Genomic DNA, 21,417 nt, shown 5'->3' with positions numbered 1-21,417 from the left:
ATGTCTGCACAGGCGACAATCTCAAGCTGCTGATAAAATGCTTTGATGTCTGCAAGGTAGGTTCTACTGATGACACCCGCACCAAGTATGCCGAGTTTAAATGTTCTCATCCTAAATTCCTCTCTGAATTAACTTATTGTGTACCATTACTTCTGCCTCCTATTCTTTACTTCATTTTATCAATTCAAAATATATTTTTCTCCTTAAAACTTGTGTATACTCTATGCATATCTTGCGGTAATTATATCTAAGCCCTCTTAAGTTATTGGAGATATAAGTCATTTTACGAGTCACCCCATCAATTTATTACATAAATTTAATCATATATTGCTATGACATCTTATAAATGATAGAATCTTAGTATAGGAGGGAAAAGTATGTACCATAATTATTTTGAAAATTTGAATTTTAACAATGGAGAAAAAATCAATTTATCAAATAAGATTGATACAGCTTTCTCTGAAACAACACATTGGCACCCTTTTATCGAAATACTTCTATGCCTGCAAGATAGTGCAGAAGTCATCATTAATTTTAAAACGTATCATCTCAAAACAAACGATATTGTCATCATATATCCTGGAGAACTACATTCACTTAGGCATGCATCTGAAAAAGGATTTATTTTAGTTCAGTTTTCTATTGATTTACTCATGATTATGGGTGAACTTTATAACAACTTTTCTATGTTTCGACAGCAGCATCATATTAAGTATGCTGCTTCAAACATTAATGCTGACAAAATGACCGGAGCTATCAAACAAATGTCTGAATTTTATTACTCCGACCTATCATTTAAGGAAGTACACATCTACTCACTTTTGCTAGAATTTTTTACAAAAGTAGGACAGTATTTTATCAATAATAAAAAAGAAGAAGTACTTTCAGACAATCCAAATATGGAAAATAACGCTATTGAACTTATGACAGAAGCTTGCCTCTATATTTCTAAGAATTGTACCAAATCACTCATGCTGGATGATATTGCTAATTACATCGGGTTTAGCAAATTCCACTTCTCACATTTATTCAAAGCTTATACAAATATGACTTTTATTGAGTTTCTTATGGCTGAACGTATCAAACGAGCAGTATTTTTAATCTCAAATTCTAAATCTTCTATCATTGAGATTGCAGCAAATTCTGGATTTTCAAGCGTTTCATCATTTAATCGCACATTTAAAAAACAAAAGGGCATTTCTCCTAGCCAGTTTAGAAAAATGATTGGTCAAGCGTATCTGGATACTAAAGAATAACTTACAACATTTTAGTATAAAGTAAAGAAAAAACTGTCTTACTAAAGCCAGACTGATATTCTGACTTTGGTAAGACAATTTTTAAATACACTATTATTTTGAGTAAAAAAAGTTATAAGGATCAAAATTAATCCGTAGCTTCTTTTTCTTCTGATCTTTTACTATTCACATTTTTGATGATAGCGACGATTTCACCTCGTCTGGTTTCAATGTCACCATGGCGTTTCAGATAAACCGCATTTAAAATGGCTCCGAAGATTAGTACTTTGGCGATAAATATAAACCAAAGCATCAAGGCGAATACCACCAAACTTCCGACGATTTTCAAGTCTGCCATTGCATCTGTTGTTCTTCCGATATATTTCCCTAGGACATTGGTCAAGAAAACTAAGACGACGGTTGAGAAAATAGCACCAGGTAGGACATACTTGATTTTGCGAATTTTAACATTTGGCATGATGAAATAAAGCAGGGCTAAGGCAGCAAAGACAGTGATGGCAACAGCCGGCACTGTCATATTATGCAGTGTTGTATAAAATTTCATGTCAAATTTAACATGCTCATAAATCTTCTCAAGGACTGTCTGACCAAATGTTGAGAGCAAAACGGCAACAAATAGGAAAACAATAATCGCAAAACTTGCAATGATTGAAAAAAATTGACTGACGATAAAATCCCTATGCTCACTGACCTCATAAGCCTTGTTCATCGCCATTTGTAGGCTTGTCATGGCTTTAGAGAAAGTCCAGAAAGCGGTTAAAACGGAAATAGACAACAAGCCTGTACTAGGCTGCGCAAGCGCACTCCTAACAATCGTCGCAACCGTTGCATAAAGTTGTTTCGGCAAATTACTCTTTAGAAAATCAAGAATTTCTGACGTATTTAAATGCAAAAACGGCAAAACATTGGCTACGATCATCAACAAGGGAAATAGTGACAAAAGCAAGTAATAAGCCACGGCAATACTGGATAAATTCATCTCAGCTGATTTATAAAAAGTCATAAAATAACTGAGACGCTTAGAATTTTTGATTGAGGCAATGAACTTTTTCATGGCAATTTAATAGGTTCGCTCTTGACCTTGGCTGGTCAAAATCACTGGGCCTTTTTTTGTCACGACAAATTGATGCTCGTATTGACAAGAAAGACTACCATCAAGCGTTGTATACCCTCGTTCATTACTTGGATGGTCAATTTCCCAATCGCCTGTGTTAATCATCGGCTCAATGGTCAAGACCATCCCTTCACGCAAGCGAAGCCCTTTGCCTTGTGTGCCATAATGCGGGACAAGCGGTTCTTCATGCATGGTTGGACCAACACCGTGACCAACCAAGTCACGTACAACACCATAACCAAAGCTCTCAGCATATGATTGGATGGCATATCCAATATCACCAATGCGATTACCTACTTGCGCTGCTTCAATCCCACGATAAAGACTTTCTTTGGTGACAGCCATGAGCTGTTTGACCTCGTCAGAAACTTCACCAACTGCATAGGCCCAGCACGAATCCGCAACGCCACCGGTAAAGTTATCTGCCAGAGCCTTCATCGCCAGACCATCATCAAAGTTGACCTTGCTCATGTCAATACCGCCACCTGTCCCAATGACCATATCGACCTTAATCAAATCACCTGATTTCAAAATATGACCTTTGCGCGGAAAGCTGTGTGCCACCTCGTCGTTAAGGCAGCAACAAGTGGCATAAGGATAGGGATTGACATTGCCTTCATCCACACCAATTTGCAAGGGAATAGCATTTTTTTCTTTACAGATGCGGCGGACGTAACTTTCGATTTCCCACATGTCAATGCCCGGTTTAATGATGTCACGAAGACCAACATGGATGCTCGCTAAAACTGCTGAGGCGTCCTGCATCATGGCAATTTCGCGCGGTGATTTGAGTGTAATCATGAATAAAATATCCTTCTCGTTTTTTAGTCTATGTCTATTTTATCAAATTTCTAACGCCTTTAGGGAACTATTTCGCTAGTAAACACATTTCTGCCATCTAAAAATAAAACCGTTTGTATTTTTAGGTTTCAAAAAGTCATACCATCACAAAAAATACAAAACTTGATTTTTCAGCGCATTTTGGTATAATTTCCTTATTATAAAAATGTAAATTGGAGATTACTATGGCTTTGGCTAAGATTGTATATGCCAGCATGACGGGTAACACCGAAGAGATTGCTGACATCGTTGCAGAAAAACTTGAGGCACTTGGTCTTGATGTCGATATTGACGAGTGTACGACAGTTGACGCATCTGATTTTGTAGATGCTGATATCGCTATCGTCGCTACTTACACCTATGGTGACGGCGAGTTGCCTGACGAAATCGTTGATTTCTATGATGACTTACAAGATTTGGATCTTTCAGGTAAAATCTTCGGTGTCATTGGTTCTGGTGATACTTTCTACGATGAATTTTGTAAATCAGTTGATGATTTTGAAGCTGCTTTTGCGAAAACTTCAGCTGAAAAAGGCGCTGACAGCGTTAAAGTTGACTTAGCCGCTGAAGCAGACGATATCGTTAAACTTGAAGCATTCGCTGAAACACTTGCCGCTAAAGTTAGTTAATTTAAATCGTTCAAAAATAAAAAGTGCGAGATTCTCGTGCTTTTTTAATATGAAACTAAATACAAAAAGCCCCCAAAATAGGGCTTTTATCAACTTAAATGGAGCCGGTGGGAGTCGAACCCACGTCCAAATGTCTTGCTATATCAGCGTCTACAATCATAGGGACTGTCTACATTTAACAAGCTGACGAGACAATCCTCGAACAAAGTCAGCTTGCGAGTCTCTTAATCTCTTCTTTGACGTCAAAACACCGTCAAATCGTATCCTACTCAATTAGGCCATCAAATCGCCATAGGCGAGCGAAAGTCAGGCACGCAGGCTGTGGTTTAGGCAGCTACTGCGTAAGTTTGTGTATTTTTAGCAGTTATATTTATCTGCGGCGGTTTAGAGTGGCGCCTCACTAATCGCAGCTCATACGCGACAACACCTGTCGAATCCAGAACGACCCCGAATTCTAAGTCACTATGACAAGCATAAGTTGACTTTTATGTTCCAAAAAGTCTAGCAAGTGACCTCTTGGAAATCCATTATAGCACTAAATGGCGACTTCTACAAGTTTTTTATCGCCTACTGTTAGCTCTAACTTACCATGAAACTGCTCAATTAAGTCTAGCTTTAGCTGCTCAATGTCAGCTGTATCCGCAAAGACAGAGATGACGACCTTATCCGTGAAAACTGAGTCGGCGATAGTCTGACCAGCACTTGCTAGATACCTAGAAACATTGTCAAAAAGCCCGTAATCCATGTGGAGGTCTAGCTGCGTCTGCTCGACGATTTTGACGATCCCAACGGCGTCAATGGCGTGGTTGACACTACCTGCATAAGCACGAATCAGACCTCCCGCGCCGAGTTTGACACCGCCAAAATAACGTGTCACGACGGCGACAAGGTTGGTCAGCTCACGTTTTTTTAGTATTTCTAACATCGGTACCCCTGCTGTTCCAGAAGGTTCGCCATCATCGGATGAGCGTTGGACTTCTTGATGCTCACCGATTGTGAATGCCGAAACATTATGGTTGGCTTTATGGTGCTGTTTTTTGATTGAAGTGATAAATTCACGTGCCTCGTCTTCACTCGTCACGCGCTTGAGGTGGCAAATAAAGCGTGATTTTTTAATCTCTTCTTCAAATATAAAATCATTTTTTATCGTAATCATCATAAAAATATTGTAACATTTTCTGTTGAATTACGTATAAGAAAGTATGGATAACTTATTTGGTCGCTTGCTGACGCGACAAGAACTTGGCGATGACTTTGAGCGTCTACCTAAACATACTATAACTTTCCCCGGCATGGTATGCAATAACAAGTCTGCCACCTGCCAACGCTGCGGGACGACTTCTACGCTTCAGACTGTCAAACTAGAAATCTCCGCTTACTTTTGTCCGGAGTGTCTACATCTGGGTCGGGTTCGATCTGATGAATGGCTCTACCACTTACCACAACAAGACTTTCCGCCTCAAGAGACGCTCCTTTGGAACGGCCAACTCACGCCCTACCAATCCGAAATTTCTCAGAAACTTATCGTGGCTGTTGATCAAAAATCTCAGATTTTAGTCCATGCCGTTACAGGGGCGGGTAAAACTGAGATGATTTATGCTGCGGTGGCTAGGGTCATCTCAAAAGGGGGTGCTGTTGGCATTGCGACACCCAGAACTGATGTTGCTCGTGAACTGCACGCCAGATTATCCCGTGACTTTTCAATCCCAATTTCACTGCTACACGCTGATTCTGAGCCTTATTTTCCGACAGCACTCGTCATCTCGACAACTCACCAGCTCTTGCGCTTTCGCGAGGCCTTTGATTTGCTGATTATTGATGAAGTGGACGCCTTTCCCTTTGTGGACAATGATGCCCTTTACTTTTCGGCTGAGCGGTCTCGAAAAACTGCGTCAACGCTGATTTATCTGACTGCGACATCTACTGACAAACTGGATAAATTAGTTAAGTCTGGTCGGTTAAAGCAGGTCTCTTTGTCACGCCGCTTTCATGGCAACCCCCTCGTCGTCCCTCGCCCCATCTTTACTAGCAGCGAAAAACGCATCTACCGTCACATCAAAAAACAGCGTGAAACAGGTTTTCCACTCCTCATTTTTACACCCGTCATTGCCTTTGGGACATTATTCTCTGAGCGCTTGTGCCGTCTTTTCCCAGATGAAGGTATAGGCTTTGTTGCCTCTACTAGTGAAGATCGTGCTGATGAAATTGAACGCTTTCGACAAGGTCAACTCACGATTTTAATCTCTACGACGATTTTGGAGCGTGGTGTGACCTTCCCAAAAGTTGATGTTTTTGTGATCAATAGTCACCATCGCCTGTTTACAAAATCTAGTCTGATTCAGATTGCAGGACGGGCAGGACGAAGTCCTGAGCGACCGACTGGTCTGGTCTACTTTTTCCATGCTGGTTTGACCAGAGAGATGACGCGAGCCATCTCCGAAATTCGCCAGATGAATCGTTTGGGAGGTTTCACATGACCAATTGTTTGTTGTGTCACAATACGCTAACACCTTCTTTTCAATTCTCTGATATATTCTTATCTCGAAAACCAAGAGAGACTGTTTGCACCGATTGTTGGACAGAGTTTGAGGTTATCTCAGAAAAACATTGTCAAATCTGTTATAAGCCGAATACTGATGGCATTTGCAAGGATTGTCAACAACGCAGTCCCTCCAACTTACATCGTGCCATTTTTCACTATAATGATTTTGCGAAAACTTATTTTCAAGCCTATAAATTTCAAGGTGATTTTAGACTGCGCTCTGCCTTTAATACTGTGCTTACAAACAGCTTAAAAAACCAACTCATCGTACCAGTACCCGTATCACCTGAGCGTCTGCAAACTCGAGGCTTTAATCAAGTCACTGGCTTTTTAAGTAGTGCTAATCTCTCCTATCTCGATCTATTGACAAAAAAAGAGACCCGTCACCAATCTCATAAAAATCGGTCTGAGCGTTTAGCTTCTGATAATCCATTTGTGATGAAAAAGGCTGTCATCATTCCTGATAAGTTAGTCATTTTTGATGATATTTATACCACTGGCACAACCCTTAGACATACCGCCAACACATTAAAAAACGCGGGCTGTACCCACGTTTCAACTTTTTCATTATTTCGCTGAGTTTAAAAAATCAACGACCAAATTTTAGGTAAAAAAATCAGCATGCCAACGATAACCGCATAGAGCGAAATAAATAAAACCGCTCCTGCTGCCATATCTTTGGCATTTTTTGCTAACATAGAAAAGTGATACTCACTGGCTAAATCGACGACATTTTCAATCGCTGAATTGATGATTTCTCCAAAAATCACGAGGAAGATTGCCAGTAATGAGAAGAGCCACTCCGTAATTGAAATCCTAAAAACAAAGCCAAAAATGATGGTTATAATAGCACTCACTGCGTGCTTGCGCAAGTTACGTTCTTCACGAAAGGCTGTGATAATCCCAGTTAGTGCGAATTCAAGTGAGGCATAAACCGTCAGATTCTTCCATTTTTTAGCTGATTTTTTATCTTGTAAGACCATAAGCTGTCAAAATCTCTTCCTGTAAGGCAAACATCACTTTCTCGTCCTCTGGTACCATGTGGTCGTAGCCGTTGATATGAAGAAAGCCATGTACCGCTAAAAAGCCCATCTCACGCGCATAACTATGGCCGTAATTATCAGCCTGTTCTTGCGCTTTTTCAATAGAGATATAAAGCTCACCAATAAAACTATCAAAGTCTTCTAACTCTGCCTGAAGTTCTTCTGGCATCTCAAAATCTTCACCAAAAGCAATGTCTTCTGGTTCATATTCTAAACTGACCACATCCGTGGGGACATCTTTTCCCCTATACTCACGGTTAATGACCTGAATCTCATCATTCAAAACATAAGTAATGGCCATTTCTTTATTTTCAGGTAAATGGATAAAATCAGCTGCAAAATTTAGTAACTTAATCGTATCTTCTTGCAATGTTTCAGGTACTTTACCTGTCTTATCTTGCATCTCAATGTACATAAGTATCCTCGTTTTTGTTTATAGTTTAATTATAGCATAAAATCAATATTTTATAGATATGGCATCAATTCTTCAACCAATTTTAGAAAATCCACTTCCAATGCTATCGCTAATTTTTTTAAATTCGATAAAGTTGGTGTATTCTTCCCTAACTCATAATTCATTAAAGTTTTTTCACTTATAAAACCTTCCGCCATAAAAAATTTCATTTCCCTATCTGAGATAAAATCCATTCTATTTTTTGAGATATCAGTCAAGTCCATACGGTGTGATTTCAATATCTCTCCAATTTTTATACAATCTTTGTTGTATCCATTCCTTATTGTCATAGTTATATGATACCATAAAGTACCTTAGTTCCTTAGAATAAAATGTAATTAGCGTATAATAAATTTATGAAATACAATATAACATAAAAAACAAAAAGGAGGAAGTCTATGATTTCTAAAATCTCATTTCTCGTAAATAGTGTGCGCACTATCACCTCCCCCTCACAAAACGATGTTACGACATATTTCGTGTATGTCAATTTTAAAGATTTACCCACTAAATTACCACTTGATGTAAATCCTCGTAAACCTAAAATGACAACGCAAGTTGCGAAACAACTGATCGAAGCCGTAACCTCACCAGAAACTGATTTCGATATTAACAATCGTGGAATCGTCATAGTTGCAAAAAATTTAAAATTTTACCCCAGTAAAGACATCGTCGAATTAGATCTCGGGATAATATAAAAGAGTTCGGCATTTTAGACGGCGGTCACACTTATACTGCTATCATAGAAAATCGTGAGGAACTCAATGATGATATTGATAAATATGTAAAACTCGAAATTATAGTTGGAGAAAATTTGACAACATCCCGTATAGCTGATGCAAGAAATACTTCTAACGAAGTTAGCGATATAGCATTGTATGAATTAGATGATAAATTTGACTTTATAAAAAAAGCTATTGAAAACGAGCCTTTCGCAACTGAAATAGCCTATAAGGACAATGATGATAAGCGATTACCAGTCATTGAATTTTTGAAATTACTATTTGCATATAATACATTCAAATATCCTGATGGAAACAATGTACCAATTCAAGCATACTCTGGTAAAGCAGCAGTATTTAAAGATGTAAAAAAAGATCTTGATTCAAAAACCGTGCAATATACAAAATTGTCAAAATTATTACCAATGCTTGTGAAACTTTACGACGAGATCGAATTAACTTTTGAATCAAAATATAAGTTATATTCTCCTAACGGACGTATAAGACGGCTTCGTGGAGTTGAACGTGGAGAAAATGGTAAAAAATTTAAAACAACATTTTTGCAAAACGAAACAGATATTAAAATCGCAAATGGCTTTATTTTACCAATCTTTGGAGCTTTCAGAGCATTAATAGACATTGAAACGCTCGAATTCAAAACTAACCCTATTGATCTTTGGAATAAAATGGGGCAAGAACTAATAAAAAATACATTAGAAACAACAAGAAATCCACAGGATGCAGGTAAATCAGCAGTCCTGTGGTCCGGTAATTATCGTATTATTCTTGTTGAACTATTGAGTAATTTATAATGATCTGATCAACTTTATAAAAGAGGTTGGGACAAAGTCCTCTAAAAAGAAAAGTGCTGTTTTTGTGTGAATTTGGTATTCTTTTGTCAAAACAATACGAAATTAGCAAGAAAAGCGCTGCTACCATTGAAAAAATCAAGAACCTGTGAAAAGTCGAAAATTAGCATCACTTAGTCTATCCATTTTTGAAGCCTTTTGTCCCAACCTCTTTTATATATCATCACCATCATCTTCATAAGCTCGAATAATTTCAGCCACGACTGGGTGTCTGACGACATCTTTTGCAGAGAAATAGACAAAGGCAACTTGCTTGATTTTAGCGAGTTTGTCTTTGGCATCAATCAAACCTGACTTAGCATGTCTCGGTAAATCGATTTGACTGATATCACCATTGATAACCATTTTAGAGTTGAAGCCAAGTCGTGTTAGAAACATTTTCATTTGCATGGTTGTGGTATTTTGCGCCTCATCTAAAATGACAAAAGCATCATCCAAAGTTCGACCGCGCATATAAGCTAACGGAGCAATTTCTATTGTGCCACGTTCTAGCATGCGCTCAACTGTAACTTTACCTAAAACATTATACAAAGCATCATAAATTGGGCGCAAGTAGGGATCAACTTTCTCCTGCAAATCACCCGGTAAGAAACCTAGATTTTCACCAGCTTCAACGGCAGGTCGTGTGACGATAATGCGCTTGACCTGACCACGACGAAGGGCAGTGGTCGCTAAAACAACAGCCAGATATGTTTTTCCCGTTCCGGCTGGGCCAATGCCAAAGGTAATATCATGGTGCAAGATATCTTCAACATAGATTTTTTGACCCAAGGTCTTGACACGAATTGGTTTACCATTGCTATCCTTGGTAATTTCCTCTTCATAGAGGGCGATAAATTTATTAATTTCGCCATTTTGCGCCATAGTTAGAGCTGTGACGACATCAGGTGTATTCACGGTCTGACCACGACTAACTAGGACTAGTAAGGCTTGTAAAACTAGACGAGTTAGCTCATTTTTCTCGTCTGAGTCTGACACCACCTGAACCACTTCACTACGAAAATGTATGGTGACACCAATCGCTTCTTCCAGATATTTCAAGTGTTTTTCCTGAGCGCCAAAAAGATTGGCCCCATCGTCAGGGTGATTAAGTTTGATTTCAAGAGAGTTCAAATGGCTTTGTCTTCTTTCTTATCTTCTTTTTCTGCTGCTTCACGCGCCAACCGCAATTTGCGATTGGGATTGTATTTATCAAATAGCTCAGCTATTTTTTCTGGTGGCCAAGCATCCGCAGAGGCGATGAAATTGCCTTCTGCATCTCGATTTCCGATAATTTTAAATCCCATCTTGCTACCTCCAAATTATACTTATCTGTGTTTTATACACCTTCAAGCATTAAAAACTGTTTCGTTTTTATACTAAAATGTGTCTCATTAATCCACAAACTCAAATTCGAAATTACCAATTCTCACAATATCACCATCTTTAGCACCACGACCACGGAGGTCTTCATCAATACCCATACCACGTAATTGACGGGCAAATTTAAAGACAGACTCATCGTGATCAAAGTTCGTCATGGTAAAGAGTTTCTCAAGTTTCTCACCAGATAGAATCCATGACGCATCATCATCACGCGTAATCTCATAATCACGCGTACCTTCATCAAAGCCATAGTAGGCTTCTTTGTTATCATCTGCAAAGTCTGCATCTTCGTACAATGGAAATTCAGGCGTTTCACTTAATAGCTCTGCTGTTGCTTCAAGCAAGTTCTGTAAACCTTGGCGTGAAATACCAGAAACTGGAAAAACTTGTGGTTTATCTTCAAACTCTTCATAGTTTGCGAAAAGTTTTTCTTTAAACTCAGCTAAATTTTCTTCTGCATCAGGCATATCCATTTTATTGGCAACGATAATTTGTGGCCGTTCCATAAGTCGAAGGTTGTAACCTTCTAGCTCATCATTAATGGCTACGTAATCATCATATGGATCGCGTCCTTCCATACCACTCATGTCAATGACGTGTAGTAAAACGCGCGTCCGCTCAATATGGCGCAAAAACTGTGTTCCTAAGCCAATCCCTTGACTAGCACCTTCAATCAAACCTGGCATATCTGCAACGACAAAACTTTCGCCGTCCCCAACACGTACCATCCCAATATTAGGGACTAGGGTTGTAAAATGATAGGCACCGATTTTGGGCCGTGCGTTTGAAATGACACTCAATAAAGTTGATTTCCCAACTGATGGAAAGCCAACGAGGCCGACATCTGCCAAAACGCGAAGTTCTAGTAACAAGGTGCGTTCTTCACCCGGTTCACCATTTTCAGCGATTTCAGGTGCAGGATTTCTGGCAGTCGCGAAGCGAATATTGCCACGACCGCCGCGACCACCATGTGCCACGGTAAAGGTCTGACCGGGGGCTAACAAATCGACCAAAATCTTATCTGTCTCGAAATCTTTGACCGTTGTGCCTTGGGGAACTTTAACAATCAAGTCCTCTGAGCCGCGACCATGCATGCCTTTATTCATGCCTTTTTCGCCGGGTTTCGCTTTGAAATGGCGGTTATAACGGAAGTCCATAAGGGTGCGCAGACCTTCATCAACGACAAAGATGACGTCACCACCACGGCCGCCATCGCCACCTGCAGGTCCACCGTCTGGTACATATTTTTCTCGACGGAAAGAAACAGCGCCATCGCCACCTTTTCCGGCTTTTACTTCAATTCGTGCGGTATCTAAAAACATTGACATGTTGTCACCTTGATTTTCTGTATTTTTCTCTATAGTTAGTTCCATTATAACAAAAAACGCAAGCTTTCGCTCACGTCTTCTGTCATTAAATTATTCTCTCGTACCGAAAACAGAGAACAAACCTTAGCCCATTCTTTATTTTCACCATTATTGTTGTGCTTTATAGTTTTCTGCTTCAACAGTATTGGCCCAAACAAAGTGTCCCGGCTTGATTTCTTGGAAACTAGGTTTGTCTGTCTCATAATCATGAATTGCGTCATCATATACAATCAATTGTTTCTGACGTTCAAGTGCTGGGTCAGGAATTGGTACAGCAGATAAAAGTGATTTCGTGTACGGATGGATTGGATTGTTAAACAATTCCTCTGTCTCAGCCATTTCTACAATGTCGCCATGATAAATCACGGCAATTCTATCACTGATGAAATGCACCACTGACAAGTCATGTGCAACAAAGAGGTAAGTCAAGCCTTTTTCTTCTTGCAAACGTTGCAAGAGGTTGAGGACTTGGGCACGAATCGACACATCTAGGGCTGAGATTGGTTCATCAGCGATGACCAAACGTGGCTCCATAACAAGTGCCCGCGCAATCCCAATCCGTTGCCGTTGACCACCTGAGAACTCATGTGGATAACGTGACAGATGTTCAGGCAGTAAACCCACTTCTTTCAGCATGGCTTCTACTTTTGCTTTTCTATCTGCTTCATCCTTGTACATATGGTAGTTATACAAGCCTTCTGAGATAACATAGTCCACTGTTGCCCGCTCATTGAGTGATGCGGCTGGGTCTTGGAAAATCATCTGAATATCTTTGGTTAATTCTTCTTTTTCTGAGCCAGACAATTTAGTATTGATTTTTTTACCGTCGAAAATGACATCGCCGTTTTCAATATTGTTTAAGCCCATTATCGCACGGCCAATGGTTGTTTTACCAGAGCCAGATTCTCCTACAAGCGCAAAAGTTTCACCTTTATAGATATCAAAGTTGGCATTTTTAACTGCGATATTTTTGTTTTTACCTTCACCAAAAGAAATCGAGAGGTCTTTGATTTCTAATAATTTTTCAGCCATCTTTAAGCCCCTCCTTCTTTTGCGTAAATTTTAACCATTTTAGCGTGCAAATCTTGGATGCCTTCTGGCTTTGTTAGTTCTGGTGCACGTTCGTCCAGCAACCATGTTTTTGCCCAATGTGTGTCACTAACTGGGAATTTTGGTGGTATTTCAACAAAGTCAATCGCCATTGGTTTTGGATTACGCGGTGCAAAGGCATCCCCTTTAATCTCAGAGTAAAGAGAAGGTGGCGTACCAGCAATCGAGTAAAGTTTTTCAGTCGTTGCAAGCTGTGGCAAGCTAGAGAGTAAAGCCCATGTATATGGATGACGGCTGTCGTAGAAGATATCTTCAACCGTGCCATACTCAATGATTTCACCAGAATACATCACTGCCACTTTATCCGCAATTGATGCCACCACACCTAAGTCATGTGTGATGAAAATCATGGCAAAGCCGTATTCTTCTTTTAATTCCTTCAACAAAGCGATGATTTGTGCTTGAATAGTCACATCAAGAGCGGTTGTTGGCTCATCACAGATTAGAACTTTGGGTCTAGAAGCCAATGCAATCGCGATAACAATCCGTTGGCGCATGCCACCAGAATATTGGAAGGGATATTCGTCATAACGCTTAGCAGCATCTGTAATCCCCACACGATTCATTAGGTCAATCGCAAGTGCTTGCGCCTCTTCTTTTGATTTCTCTTGATGCTTGATAATCGTCTCAGAAATTTGACTACCGATTGTCTTGATAGGATTGAGCGATGTCATAGGATCTTGAAAAATAGTTGAAATCTCCGAACCTCGGATTTTTTCCCATTCAATATTTGTTTTAAAATCCGTCAACTTGAGGTCACCATATGTCACCTCGCCAGTTGAGACTGCACCGTTTGCTTCTAGCATCCCTGTAAAAACTTTCGTAAAGACTGATTTACCAGAGCCTGACTCACCTACGAGAGCAAGCGTTTCACCCTCATATAGGTCAACAGAAATATTGCGAATCGCACGTAAAGTGCGATTGCGCACTTGAAATTCGACACTGATATCCTTTGCAGAAAGGATAATATTATTTTTCGACATGATATTTAGCCTTTCTACTTTTAATGATTTCTAGGGTCAGACGCATCACCTAGAATTTGACCGACAAGGGAAATCGAAATCGTCACAAGCCCCAAAATAATCGTTGGAATCCAGAATAGATAGCCATTGGTCGTGATGTTGTTGGTATTTTCCGTAATAATCCGCCCCAATGACGGTGTATCTGCTGACAAGCCAACCCCCAGAAATGATAGAAAAACTTCATAGGAGATAAAGTTTGGCAAAGCACCCGCCATAGCCGTTACAATATAAGAAACAAGAAATGGTAAGATATTTTTGCCAATCAAAGTCGCTGATTTTGTTCCCAACGTTTTTGAAGCGATATTATATTCACGATCTCGCAACATCATGACTTGGACACGAATACCATAAGCAACATTTACCCAAGAAGTCAAACACATGGCTAAAAGTAGATTCCAGAACCCTTGACCAAATGCGTAAGAAAAGACAATCAAAATCAATAAAATTGGCACGTTGGTAATGACATTATAGACTTCAATCATCACACGATCTACTGCTTTTGAAACACCCCAAATCGCACCGACAACAACACCGATAAAGGTCGTAATAAGCGTTGCAAGGACTGATAAAATGATTGATGTCCTTGCTCCTGCCCAAACAGCATCAAATAAGGACTGACCTGTCGAATCCGTTCCAAACCAATATTTCATGCTAGGATGAAGATATCTGAGACCAAACTCATCAATTTTGCCTGCATTAACCACTGCATAATTCGTAAACATCGGTTGAATAAAGCTGAGCAATAGAATCACTGCTAATAAGATGAGCATAGCAGCTGCTAATTTGGACGAAAAGAATTTCCGTCCTACTGACCGCCAGTAAGAATAGACAGGTGCAGCAATTATTTCAGATTCATTTGTATGTGCTGATACAACTTTGAATAACTCATTATCTGATGTCATTTGCTTCCCCCTTTACTTGAAAGTTTGATACGTGGATCGACACGTTGCATCAAGAGATCTCCCGCCAATACCGCAAGAACAGCTACGATAGTATAGACAAAAACAATCCCAACAACCATCGCATTATTATGCGCTCTGATAGCATCCGGTAACATTTTACCCATGCCCGGTACTAAGAAAATCGTTTCTGTCATCGTCGCCCCTGCAATTGAGACGATAATCGCTGCTGGGATACCATTTGAAATCGGAATCATCGCATTTTTCATAATATGACGTCGAGAAATTTCTTTTTCACTTAAACCCTTGGCACGCGCAAATTTGACATAGTCTGATGACCGTTGATCTGTCATATAACGCCTGATCCATAACGCTAAAGCTGGTACATTAATCAAAGCGATGATGACAGCAGGTAGCACATAGGTACGTAAATCATGAGCGCCTAAAGAGGTAAATGAATCTGGTAAACCAAATAACTGGCTACCAACTAGACGATCAAAATAGATGACTGATAGCGATGGTAAAGCGATTAACATCGAAATCGTTAGTAAACCAAATCGGTCAATCCAAGCGCCTGCTTTACGCGATAAATAAGCACCCACTGGAATGGCAATCAAGTAGCTCAAAATAACACCGACTGCTCCAATCACAAATGAATTTTGGAGCATAGAGGGGTCTGCATAATTATTTTTGACATCTGTGTAATCATCTGAAAACATTTTTTTCTGACGATCTGATTGCGTTTTAGGACTTTGATATTGCGCTGTATGCGGATCCATAGACGAATTAAGCTTGGTCCCATCTGATAGTGTCACTTCTTTCGTGACTGTCTCACCCTGACCGCTTGTCAGAACATCCGAGACACTTCGCCCGCCAAATGTTGGGTAAGATTGACCAAGATTTAAAGTGATGACATTTTGATGGATAAACGGAAAACTACCATCAACATAAAATAAATACTTATGCTGTGTACCGCTTCCCATCATCACAGGACCATTCTCCCAACCGAATTTGATAAACCGTTTCAAGTTAGGATTTGACTGATCCTGAATTTTCCAAGGATGATCAACCTGAATTAAGTGACTATAGAAAGAAAGGACACGTTCCAAAATTGGAATTTCACGCGTCGCAATTAAATTTTGACTGTTGGGTAATTTGGCAATTTTCCACTTACCTTTTTGCTTGTCTGCCCATTTTTGAGCAGTTTTAACATTTTCGGCGGTATTATCTGCAGTAAAGCTTGCGTCAATTTTTGAAACCTTTTCAATCAACTTTTTGCTTGTCAAATAGTCAATATAGCCTTGACGTTCCAAGATTTGATTTTCATAATTAACTCGCTTATCTGGATCGCCTGCCATTTTAGAATAGTTCGGATCCGAGATAAAAATCTGGCGTCTTGGAATCATGGTATAAATCATGGCATAGACAATTGTCGTGACGATAACGACAGAAAATAAAGCCCTGATAACTCTAAAGAAGATGTATTTTTTCATATTTATCTGATTAACTGCTCTTAAAATGCAAAAGTGAGACTAGTCATCACTAGCCTCATCATTGCAATAAGGGAACCTTTAAAAACGGCGCTTGCATCATTTAGTTCTACAATCACTTACTTGTCGTAGAAAGTGTGTGGCATGCTTTGCCCTGTAACGAACGCTTAAAAACATCAGATACAAGGCAAAATTTTTAGAGATTTCCCAAAGCGCTATCCTCTCTTATTTTTCAGCAGCTGTCGCTTTTTCTTCTACTTTTGCTTCCCATGCTTTTTGAGCTTTTTCATACTCAGCAGCTGTAACCGTCGTTTTTTGATACTTACGGTACTTGAGACCATATTCGCTATAGTTACCGATAGCTGACTCAGCACCACTGAACGGTACACGTGTGAATAACTTAGGTGCCGCGCCATCTTGATAGATTGGAATAGCTAAAACATTATCCACTAGCCAAGCATCAGCTTTTGCAAAGTTAGCATAGCGTGTATTGACATCAGCATACTCGTCATTCGCAGCATCCAATAGTTTTTGATACTCCTCAATATGAATCGCTGATTTTGCCGCTTTACCATGGTCGTCACCCTTAAGCGTTGCTTCTGATTCAAAACCAAGAACATTAATGGCATCACCATTTTTAGGTGCGAAGATATTCAGATAGGTAGCTGGATCTTGATAATCTGGTGACCAACCTTTGAACAACATGATATCATAGTCAGCATCCTTGCCTGTTGGTGCATAGTAAGCTGAGTTATTAAAGGTATCTGTATCCAGTTTCACCACATTGATTTGGACTTCTCCATCGAGATTTTTCTCGATTGAGTTTTTAAATGATGTTGCTTGGGCAATAATATATTTCACTGACTGATCAACTGGTACATCTAAAACAATCGGATGTTCTTTTGAAACTTCAACACCTTCAGCTTTTAAGCCAGCTTTAGCTTTATCAAAGGCTTTTTTAGCTGCTTCAACATTATAAATACCATCAGCACCTTGGGCGATTTTCAACTCTTTCCATTGCGGGTTAAGGGCTTCAAGTTCAGTCTGAACAGCCGTTCCATAGTCCTTGCCATCAATTTGGACGAAATCATCCGGCACTAATGAATTGCGGACCGGTTTAGCACCGGCTTGTTCTCCAACCTTTTGGTCAACATATTTCGCTTTATCAAAAGCATAAGTAATCGCCTGACGAAAATCAGTGTTTAAGATAGCTTTTTTAGCTGCTTCTTGTTGCGCTGCATCCTTAGAGGTATGATTAAATGTTTGACGGTCGAAGTTAAAGCCTGCAAAGCGTGTCGTAGAATCTGTCGGTGTCCACGTCACATCCTTCTCATTGACATCTTTGTAATAAGATTCAGTTGGATAAAGCAGGGCTTCATTATACTTACCATCCTTAAAAGCATTGTATAACTCTTCTGGTTTTGACCCATCATAGTAAGACAAGCTAACTGTATCGATATGGACATTTTTCTTATCCCAGTAATTTGGATTTGCTTTATAAGTAATTTCTGATTTAGCATCAAATTTTGTTGGGATAAACGGTCCATTATAGAGAATAGAATCCGTTGCTACTGCTCCAAATTTAGCACCTTTTTCCTTTAAGAACGCTTCATTAATCGGATGGAGTACTGAGTAGGTTGTTTTAGAGTTCCAAAAAGGTTCTGGGTTACTAAGTGTATAAGTCAGTGTGCCTTTTTCATCATCTGCCTTTATACCTACCGTTGAAAAATCTGTTGTTTTACCATCAATATAATCTTGCAAGCCCGTAATAGAACCCGCAATCAAGTAAAGTGCTTCTGATTCAGAAGCAACCGCATGTTTCAGACTGGTTACCCAGTCTGACGGTTTAACATCATCATAGGCATTGCCATCGGCATCAACCCACTTGACACCCTCACGAATTTTATAAGTATAGGTTTTGCCATCTTCAGATGCTTCCCATGATTCAGCCATCGCTGGTTGGATTTGTTTGTATTGATCATAACTGAGCAATCCCTCAACAAAGTTGATAGTATGTGAGCTAGAAGCTGCCAAATTAGTGTAGACATAGTCCATCGATTCTGGCTCTGTCTTATACATGTATGTAAAGGACTTATCAAGATTCGACTCACTAGATGTCTTTGAGTTTCCTCCTCCACAAGCTGCGAGAAGTCCTAGAGAAGCAGTTGACACTAGGCCAATACTTAACAATTTCGTTGTTTTCATTTTCTTTCTCCTATCGGAATATTTGATTAATGAATGAAGCGTTATTCACCTTCTTAGTGTACTTAATTTCATCTTAAATGTCAAGATATTCAGACATTTCTTTTTATTATTAAAGCCTTATTTCCACTGCTTGACTTTCAAATTTAAAATAACACAAACCATCTAATTTGAAACTTGATTTTGAGTAGTGATGACAGCTCAGTGACAGGTGCTCAGATAAAAATTCGGTCACTGATGACAAGCAAAAAACATCACTTTTCTAGGCTAGATGACCTTACTGAGAAACATTAGAGGCTATCTCAGATTACTCAGTGACTTGCCCCACCTCGTCATTTACAGTGCCAGTCCCATCACTCATGTCACTATCATTCCCCTCAGACTGTGCGTTTAATTTATTTGCAGCAGCAGTTTCTTTGGCTTTCTCTTCTTTTTCTTTTTCGTCGTCTAAATCTTTCTGGTAAGCTTCTTTAGATTTGGCATAGACGCCCGCCTCCATATCCACGACACTAGGTTCGGTCAAATGCGAGGCGACACTCGTATAATAGGGCATCTTTTCCGCCATTTGACTCAAAGGCACTCTGACTTGGTGACCGTCTTTCATCTCAAGTGCGATGAAGTCTGATGTCACTTTTGTAGGCATTTTAGTCACGGTTGTGATTTGCGCCTTAATCTCTGGTTTGATCGTTTCATAGGCGATGACAAAAGTCTTAACTTCTTTGGCATCAAAACCTTCTAAAATCGGCAACTGTGCTAATTTTTGAGCATCCACTTGCTCCTGTGTTAAAATCTCACCATTGGATAAGACTAACTGATAAGTCGCCCCTGTCTTGAGATAGATACTTTCACTATATTCGACGATTTTAGCCCTAAATTTGTTAGGAAAGGACCAAGTGATTTTAGCTGATTTGATGCGTGGAAATGCCTGTTCGATTTTAGTCGAGATGGCAGTTGATTTTTTGATGACTTGCCAAATATGGTCATTAGTTTTGATCCCCGTTGCCTCAGCAATTTGCTCGGTCGACTCATGCACATTGCCAGTTGCAGTGAAACTTGCGATTTTACTGAGTGGTGAGATGACATAAAGACTGCCCAGAAAGACCAAGAGTGTTACCAAAATAAAGGGCCAGATTTTACCGAGTACTTCAGAAAATTCACCTTTATCTGCTGGTGCTGTCTTAATTTTAAAGCGTTGAAAAAACGGTGTCTTTTCCTCAATCGGAGGTTGACTGGGTGTCGCCTCATATTTTTCAATGACTGATTCGACTTTGGGAGGCTGTTTCTTGCGCTTTTCTTCTCGGACAAGCTTCGCCGCTTCTTCCTGCTTTTTCTTTTCAAACTCGGCATGCTCTTGCTGCCAAGGTGTCAGTTCAGGTTGTTTCTCTTTATCTGCCATTTAATACATCCTTAAGTACCAAATACAACCGTTCACTCGCATCCGGCACGCCTTCACGTAAAGCATTTTCAGCCATTTTCCGATACCTCCTATCGGCCAACAAAAGACTGTCAATCGCATCAACGACACGCTCACCAGTCAATTCAGCATTTCTAATCATAATCGCAGCACCAGCATTTTCAAGCGCTTCGGCATTTTTCGTTTGGTGGTCAGCTGTTACATAAGGACTTGGTATTAAGATAGACGGCAAACCAAGTGCTGTAATTTCAGCCAACGTCGTTGCGCCTGCTCGTGACAAAATCAAGTTGGCATCATTTAAAACCTCAACCATGTTCTTAATATAAGGGACGATTTTAATATTTTCTTTTTCGTTATAGGCTGTGAATATATCAGAAAATTCAGGATCGTTGTAGTAAATTTCACCGGAGGCATAGAGAATCTGATAAGCTTTCGTTGCCAGCTCGGGCAGGGCTTCAACGACTGCTGTATTGATTTTGAGCGCCCCACGACTACCACCAAAGATGACGATAGTCTTCTTGTCTGTCCTTAAGCCATATTGACACAACACATGACTCGTGTCAGTCAAATCAGCCACTTCCTGAGCTCTCGGGTTCCCTGTAAAGACCGTTTTCTTAGACGGGAAAAATGACCCCGCTTCTTGGAAAGCTAACGCAACACGCGTCGCATAGCGACTCAAGAATTTATTCGTCACACCCGGAATAGAATTCTGCTCATGAACAATCGTCGGAATTTTTAGCTTGGCTGCAGCATAAATCACAGGACCTGCCACATAGCCACCTGTACCGATGACCACATCAGGCTTGAAAGCCTTGATGATTTTTTTCGCATCCGATACCGATTTGAGAAATTTATAAACCGTTTTGACATTTTCAGGCGACAACGACCGTTTAAAACCTTGAATATCGATCGTTTGAAAATCAATCCCATTTTCTGGAACAATTTTAGATTCTAGACCCTTCTTCGTGCCAATATAAAGCACCGACACATCTGGCTCAACCGTCTTCAGATAGTTGATAAAACTGAGTGCTGGATAGATATGGCCACCTGTCCCACCACCACTAACAATGATTTTCATG

General features: G+C 39.9%; 22 protein-coding genes and 1 other RNA gene. 6 read left to right on the top strand and 17 right to left on the bottom strand.

All coding sequences use genetic code 11. The features are described from left to right. The first annotated feature begins 377 nt into the window (after positions 1–377). Positions 378–1,256 (top strand): AraC family transcriptional regulator, encoded by an 879-nt coding sequence (locus ACYQ21_RS05165; RefSeq protein ID WP_460055987.1) that lies wholly within the window; start codon positions 378–380, stop codon positions 1,254–1,256. Positions 1,257–1,383: 127 nt separating this feature from the next. Here the strand turns inward: ACYQ21_RS05165 and ACYQ21_RS05160 are convergent, their stop codons facing one another. Both ACYQ21_RS05160 and ACYQ21_RS05155 read right to left on the bottom strand, forming a co-directional pair. Then, positions 1,384–2,310 (bottom strand): YihY/virulence factor BrkB family protein, encoded by a 927-nt coding sequence (locus ACYQ21_RS05160; RefSeq protein ID WP_460055985.1) that lies wholly within the window; start codon positions 2,308–2,310, stop codon positions 1,384–1,386. A 6-nt stretch (positions 2,311–2,316) separates the two neighbouring features. Then, positions 2,317–3,171 (bottom strand): methionyl aminopeptidase, encoded by an 855-nt coding sequence (locus tag ACYQ21_RS05155; RefSeq protein WP_460055982.1) that lies wholly within the window; start codon positions 3,169–3,171, stop codon positions 2,317–2,319. A 224-nt stretch (positions 3,172–3,395) separates the two neighbouring features. Between ACYQ21_RS05155 and ACYQ21_RS05150 the strand changes: the two genes are divergently transcribed. Continuing rightward, complete coding sequence (locus ACYQ21_RS05150) at positions 3,396–3,839, top strand: flavodoxin (protein WP_460055979.1); 444 nt, start codon at positions 3,396–3,398, stop codon at positions 3,837–3,839. A 96-nt stretch (positions 3,840–3,935) separates the two neighbouring features. Here ACYQ21_RS05150 and ssrA read toward each other — a convergent pair. Together ssrA and ACYQ21_RS05140 are read right to left on the bottom strand one after the other, a co-directional pair. Further along, positions 3,936–4,288, bottom strand: a transfer-messenger RNA (tmRNA) gene (ssrA, locus tag ACYQ21_RS05145). Positions 4,289–4,374: 86 nt separating this feature from the next. Then, positions 4,375–4,998 (bottom strand): YigZ family protein, encoded by a 624-nt coding sequence (locus ACYQ21_RS05140; protein WP_460055977.1) that lies wholly within the window; start codon positions 4,996–4,998, stop codon positions 4,375–4,377. Positions 4,999–5,041: 43 nt separating this feature from the next. On the opposite strand from ACYQ21_RS05140, the gene ACYQ21_RS05135 reads away from it, so the two are divergent. Together ACYQ21_RS05135 and ACYQ21_RS05130 are read left to right on the top strand one after the other, a co-directional pair. Further along, positions 5,042–6,316 carry a DEAD/DEAH box helicase gene (locus ACYQ21_RS05135; RefSeq protein ID WP_460055974.1) on the top strand — a complete coding sequence of 425 codons (1,275 nt, stop codon included), beginning with the start codon at positions 5,042–5,044 and terminating at the stop codon, positions 6,314–6,316. After that, positions 6,313–6,960 (top strand): ComF family protein, encoded by a 648-nt coding sequence (locus ACYQ21_RS05130; RefSeq protein WP_460055971.1) that lies wholly within the window; start codon positions 6,313–6,315, stop codon positions 6,958–6,960. The genes ACYQ21_RS05135 and ACYQ21_RS05130 overlap by 4 nt, the downstream gene beginning before the upstream one ends. A 2-nt stretch (positions 6,961–6,962) precedes the next feature. Here ACYQ21_RS05130 and ACYQ21_RS05125 read toward each other — a convergent pair whose 3' ends face one another. The 3 genes from ACYQ21_RS05125 to ACYQ21_RS05115 are packed head-to-tail and all read right to left on the bottom strand — an operon-like array spanning position 6,963 to position 8,168. Further along, positions 6,963–7,364, bottom strand: a complete 402-nt coding sequence (locus ACYQ21_RS05125; protein WP_460055968.1) for a diacylglycerol kinase family protein — start codon at positions 7,362–7,364, stop codon at positions 6,963–6,965. After that, the gene (gene ybeY / locus ACYQ21_RS05120) at positions 7,348–7,839 is read right to left on the bottom strand and encodes an rRNA maturation RNase YbeY (protein WP_460055966.1); all 492 of its coding nucleotides are present in this window, start codon (positions 7,837–7,839) and stop codon (positions 7,348–7,350) included. Before ybeY ends, ACYQ21_RS05125 begins: the two co-directional genes overlap by 17 nt. Before the next feature lie 50 nt (positions 7,840–7,889). After that, positions 7,890–8,168, bottom strand: coding sequence for a helix-turn-helix domain-containing protein (locus tag ACYQ21_RS05115; protein WP_460055964.1), 279 nt, complete (start codon positions 8,166–8,168; stop codon positions 7,890–7,892). A 108-nt stretch (positions 8,169–8,276) separates the two neighbouring features. Between ACYQ21_RS05115 and ACYQ21_RS05110 the strand changes: the two genes are divergently transcribed. Continuing rightward, complete coding sequence (locus ACYQ21_RS05110; RefSeq protein ID WP_460055962.1) at positions 8,277–8,576, top strand: AIPR family protein; 300 nt, start codon at positions 8,277–8,279, stop codon at positions 8,574–8,576. Next, positions 8,555–9,412, top strand: a complete 858-nt coding sequence (locus ACYQ21_RS05105) for an AIPR family protein (RefSeq protein ID WP_460055990.1) — start codon at positions 8,555–8,557, stop codon at positions 9,410–9,412. The genes ACYQ21_RS05110 and ACYQ21_RS05105 overlap by 22 nt, the downstream gene beginning before the upstream one ends. A gap of 210 nt (positions 9,413–9,622) precedes the next feature. On the opposite strand, the gene ACYQ21_RS05100 is transcribed toward ACYQ21_RS05105, so the two are convergent. The 10 genes from ACYQ21_RS05100 to murG form a co-directional block, all read right to left on the bottom strand. Next, positions 9,623–10,582 (bottom strand): PhoH family protein, encoded by a 960-nt coding sequence (locus ACYQ21_RS05100; RefSeq protein ID WP_460055959.1) that lies wholly within the window; start codon positions 10,580–10,582, stop codon positions 9,623–9,625. Beyond that, entirely contained in the window at positions 10,579–10,755 is a 177-nt protein-coding gene (locus ACYQ21_RS05095; RefSeq protein WP_003137484.1) for a hypothetical protein, read from the bottom strand. The genes ACYQ21_RS05100 and ACYQ21_RS05095 overlap by 4 nt, the downstream gene beginning before the upstream one ends. 87 nt (positions 10,756–10,842) lie before the next feature. Beyond that, entirely contained in the window at positions 10,843–12,162 is a 1,320-nt protein-coding gene (gene obgE / locus ACYQ21_RS05090; protein WP_096823124.1) for a GTPase ObgE, read from the bottom strand. 147 nt (positions 12,163–12,309) lie between these two features. After that, positions 12,310–13,233, bottom strand: a complete 924-nt coding sequence (locus tag ACYQ21_RS05085) for an ATP-binding cassette domain-containing protein (RefSeq protein WP_460055955.1) — start codon at positions 13,231–13,233, stop codon at positions 12,310–12,312. A gap of 2 nt (positions 13,234–13,235) precedes the next feature. After that, positions 13,236–14,294 carry an ABC transporter ATP-binding protein gene (locus ACYQ21_RS05080; RefSeq protein WP_460055953.1) on the bottom strand — a complete coding sequence of 353 codons (1,059 nt, stop codon included), beginning with the start codon at positions 14,292–14,294 and terminating at the stop codon, positions 13,236–13,238. 20 nt (positions 14,295–14,314) lie between these two features. Then, positions 14,315–15,235, bottom strand: a complete 921-nt coding sequence (gene oppC / locus ACYQ21_RS05075; protein ID WP_460055950.1) for an oligopeptide ABC transporter permease OppC — start codon at positions 15,233–15,235, stop codon at positions 14,315–14,317. Further along, positions 15,232–16,725: an ABC transporter permease gene (locus ACYQ21_RS05070; RefSeq protein WP_460055947.1), complete on the bottom strand. Its 1,494-nt coding sequence runs from the start codon at positions 16,723–16,725 to the stop codon at positions 15,232–15,234. The genes oppC and ACYQ21_RS05070 overlap by 4 nt, the downstream gene beginning before the upstream one ends. A gap of 222 nt (positions 16,726–16,947) precedes the next feature. Beyond that, entirely contained in the window at positions 16,948–18,927 is a 1,980-nt protein-coding gene (locus tag ACYQ21_RS05065) for a peptide ABC transporter substrate-binding protein (protein WP_460055945.1), read from the bottom strand. A gap of 304 nt (positions 18,928–19,231) precedes the next feature. Continuing rightward, entirely contained in the window at positions 19,232–20,320 is a 1,089-nt protein-coding gene (locus tag ACYQ21_RS05060; protein ID WP_460055943.1) for a cell division protein FtsQ/DivIB, read from the bottom strand. Continuing rightward, a complete protein-coding gene (murG, locus tag ACYQ21_RS05055) occupies positions 20,310–21,416 on the bottom strand; it encodes an undecaprenyldiphospho-muramoylpentapeptide beta-N-acetylglucosaminyltransferase (protein ID WP_460055940.1) in 1,107 nt (368 codons plus the stop codon). Before murG ends, ACYQ21_RS05060 begins: the two co-directional genes overlap by 11 nt. Position 21,417 lies beyond the last annotated feature (1 nt).

Source organism: Pseudolactococcus yaeyamensis (assembly GCF_054658615.1).
Note: the sequence above shows the minus strand (reverse complement) of the source record. Positions and strands in the feature narration are given on the sequence as shown.